This window comes from Adlercreutzia sp. ZJ473, assembly GCF_013185065.1.
Classification (GTDB): domain Bacteria; phylum Actinomycetota; class Coriobacteriia; order Coriobacteriales; family Eggerthellaceae; genus CAAEEV01.
The window spans coordinates 1-3,506 of sequence record NZ_JAAVTO010000101.1; the positions used below are offsets into that span (position 1 = coordinate 1).

The following is a 3,506-nucleotide window of genomic DNA, read 5'->3' on the forward strand; positions in this document are numbered from 1 at the left end:
CCGCCGGCCGCGAGCGTGGCGGGCATGTCGGCCGAGGTGCGCTATGCTGCCGCCGTCGACTCCGGAATGGCCGGAACGGGCTGGTAGGAGATCGGGAGAGCATGACCCCCATCAAAGTTACGCCGTCTCACGCCGTCCGCGGGATAAAAGCCCCTTGCACCGCGATGGCAAGTTCGCTATACTTTACCATCGCTTCTGAAAGAGGCATGTTGCCAACGTGGCTCAGCTGGTAGAGCAACGCACTCGTAATGCGTAGGTCAGCGGTTCGAATCCGCTCGTTGGCTCCAGTAAAACCGCAGGTCAGTCGTTCATCGGCTGGCCTGCTTTTTTGTTCTCCCACCCCTCGGCACGGAGCTTACGCCCTCAGTGCTTCCATAAGAAAGTCATTGACAACTATTAGATATAGTCATACAATTAACAAGGTCTAAAACACAGCAAGTTTGCCCGATGCATGGCCTCCACGCGCATCGGGCAAACTTGCATTATGGAAGGAGAGGATGGAAATGAAGACGTACTACAACCCGGCAGATCTTGCAAAGTTCCCGACGATGGGTGAAGAGGCACCCGAGCTTTGGGATGCCTTCATGAACTACTACGGCCGCGTTTTCGCAGACGGCGCACTCACCGCGCGCGAGAAGGCGCTGATTGCGCTCGCCGTCGCATCTGCCGTTCAGTGCCCCTATTGCATCGACTCGTACACCAACTCATGCCTCGAGAAGAGCTGCACCGAAGAGCAGATGACCGAGGCGATTCATGTCGCCAATGCCATCCGCGGCGGCGCGGCTCTCGTCCACGGCGTTCAGATGAAGAACATCGTCAAGGAGGCTGAGCTCTAAGATGCCGCGTTTGAGCGAAGAGGCGCTGGAGGTCATGAACTCCTTCCCGCCGTTTAGCGAACGCGCGGGGGAATGGAGGTACACCGAGGCCGACATGGGCACGCTGCAGATGAACGTCGGCCTTAAATGCAATTTGGCTTGCAAGCATTGCCATGTGGAGTCGAGTCCTGCGCGCACAGAAGCGATGTCGAGAAAGACGATGGAGGAATGCCTGAAGGTCGTGCGCGATCGGAGGATAGGCACAATCGACATTACCGGCGGCGCGCCTGAGCTGAACCCCAGCTACGAATGGCTCATCCGCGAGGCGGCAGCGACCGGCGCTAAGGTGATGACGCGATCGAACCTCGTTATTCTCAAAGAAGCGAAGTACGCTTATCTGCCCGAGCTTTGGGCGGATTTGGGAGTTGTTGTCATTGCCTCGCTTCCGCATTACGTGAAGAAGAACACCGACAAGCAGCGCGGTGAAGGCGCTTACGACGGTGTCATCGAGGGCCTGAAGAAGCTGAACGCTCTCGGATACGGCATGGGCGAGGGTGCGGGCCCTGACGGCAAGACGCTTGAGCTCGACCTTGTGTACAATCCCGGCGGCGCGATACTCCCAGGCGATCAAGCCGGTCTCGAGCGCGACTACAAAGAGCGCCTTGCTGCCGATCATGGCATTCGGTTCGACAATCTGTTTGCCATCGCCAACAATCCTAATGGACGCTTCGGCAACCGCCTTGCCGAGACAGGGCGTCTCGAAGGCTACATGGGCAAGCTCGTCGGCGCCTTCAACGAGGCTACGCTGCCCACGATGATGTGCCGTACGCAGATATCGGTTGGCTGGGATGGTCGTCTGTACGATTGCGACTTCAATCAGGCCGCAGAGCTGACATGCGTTGACGGAGGAACCGTTGCCGAGCTTGCAGCGGATCCAAGCGCGCCCCTCAAGCGTGAGATAGCGTTTGGCAACCATTGCTACGGCTGCACTGCTGGCGCAGGCTCCAGCTGCGGCGGAGCCACGGCGTAAGCGGACGCAGGGAGCCCTTGCAGAGCGTCTTTGCCCATCAAGTTAAAGCGGTTCGTCACAACTTGCTCCATATGTAAGAACGGCGAGGTTCGTACCTCGCCGTTCTGGAACCTTTAAGGCTTGACGCCCTATCAGCATTAGCATTGTCTCGCATCGGGCTCTAAAAACTCAAGAGCCGCCGCATGCGATGGCGAAGCACAGCGCCACGAACACGATGGTCAGCAACGCGAACCCGCCGATGAAGGCCCAGGCAGCGGGACGCGCGAAGTTTATGGTCCAGCCGATGCCGAAGCGCTCGGGCAGCCACAGGCTCGCGTCGTCGGGATTGAAGTAGAAGACGCCGAGCTTCCAGTGCGCGTCGTCGTCGAAGGGCATGAGGGGCGCGTCGGCCGCCGCGTCGCCAGACGCCGCGCCCGCACCCGACGAGGCGCCCGCCGAGCTGCCCGTCGCAGGAGCCGCGCCCGTACCCAAAGCCGCGCCCGCGCTGGCAGCGCCCGCCGCCTCCATGCGCCTGAACAGGCGCGATCCGTTCTGCCCGTAGACCACGGCCAAGATGAGGGAGCCTGCCACAACGGGAACGCACGCCGCGCAGATGATGACCGCCGCCGCGTTGAGCGTGATGAAGCCCGCCGATGACGCCATGAACGCAACGCCCATCGTCAGCGAGAGGATCAGGCCGCATGCCAGCAGAAAGATGCTCTGCGCGCGGGCGAACAGGCCGTAAGCCAAGGCCGAGGTCATCGGCGCGCCGGGGTTGGTCGGGCGCTTCGAACGCGTCATCGACCAGTGGCACAGCATGAACGTCGCGGCGAGAAACGCGATCACCACCAGAGGAAACGAAACCGACCAGGGGCTTTTCGGGCTGTAGTCGTTCACGTTGCCCGCGAAGTCGACGTGCATGGGAATCATGTCGGGCATGAGGGGGTACCATGTCGCGCCGAGCGCGGCCACGAAGAGCATGACGGGCAGATAGAGCAGGTTCCATGCCAACGACACAGGGCCGGGGACGTCGCCCTCCGCCACGAGGGCCGCCGCCTGCTGACGCGGCGCATGCCAGCCGCGCTCGCGCTTGATCGCCATCACCTTGCGGCGATTGCGCAGCATGAGGACGAACGACACCGCTGCGGGGATGAGGGCCAGAAGCGCGATCGCGCCGATGAGCGCGTTGGCGTCGGCCTCCGAGTAGCCCGCCTGGGCGAGCGGCGCCGTCGCGAGGGCGGCGAGCATGGTGAGGGCGGCTGTCAGGACGGCCACGATACGCGCATAGCGGCTCTTCAGCGCCTTGATCTGAGGGTCGGCGTGCGCGCTTTCGGGGACGGTCACCGCGAAGCACTCGCGCTTGGGCATGAGGTAGGGAGTCGCCGCCATGAGGCCGCCCGCGAGCGGCACCGTGAGGACGAGCAGGGCAAGGGGGAAGAGGGTCTCCATGAAGGCTCCTTCGTCAGGCCGTGGGGACAGAGGGGGCGGAAGACGCGACAGGACGGCCTGCGGGGCCGCAGCCGCCCGCAGCCGCGGGGCCGCAGCCGCCTGCAGCCGCGAAGCCGGCCGTGCCCGCGTCCGAAGCGCGCAGGCGGTTGCCCTCCGCGTCAACCCCGAGCACGCCCACGCTGCGCCGCGCGCCCGCGATGCCGGGGTCGGCGAACGCCTCAGCCGCCGCGCGC

At 63.4% G+C, this 3,506-nt stretch carries 4 protein-coding genes and 1 tRNA gene; 3 read left to right on the forward strand and 2 right to left on the reverse strand.

Annotated features, from left to right (window positions below; all coding sequences use genetic code 11):
• Positions 1–211: 211 nt before the first annotated feature.
• The 3 genes from HRL41_RS11725 (at position 212) to arsS (ending at position 1,845) form a co-directional block, all read left to right on the forward strand.
• Positions 212–287 (forward strand) — tRNA-Thr (locus HRL41_RS11725).
• Between the two features lie 210 nt (positions 288–497).
• A complete protein-coding gene (locus HRL41_RS11730; protein WP_216662680.1) occupies positions 498–836 on the forward strand; it encodes an arsenosugar biosynthesis-associated peroxidase-like protein in 339 nt (112 codons plus the stop codon).
• Position 837: 1 nt separating this feature from the next.
• Entirely contained in the window at positions 838–1,845 is a 1,008-nt protein-coding gene (arsS, locus tag HRL41_RS11735) for an arsenosugar biosynthesis radical SAM (seleno)protein ArsS (protein WP_172137178.1), read from the forward strand.
• Between the two features lie 168 nt (positions 1,846–2,013).
• Here the strand turns inward: arsS and HRL41_RS11740 are convergent, their stop codons facing one another.
• Together HRL41_RS11740 and HRL41_RS11745 are read right to left on the reverse strand one after the other, a co-directional pair.
• Positions 2,014–3,273 carry a DUF1648 domain-containing protein gene (locus tag HRL41_RS11740; protein WP_172137179.1) on the reverse strand — a complete coding sequence of 420 codons (1,260 nt, stop codon included), beginning with the start codon at positions 3,271–3,273 and terminating at the stop codon, positions 2,014–2,016.
• Positions 3,274–3,286: 13 nt separating this feature from the next.
• Positions 3,287–3,506: hypothetical protein (locus tag HRL41_RS11745; protein ID WP_216662681.1), on the reverse strand; the 220-nt coding region annotated here is incomplete at its 5' end.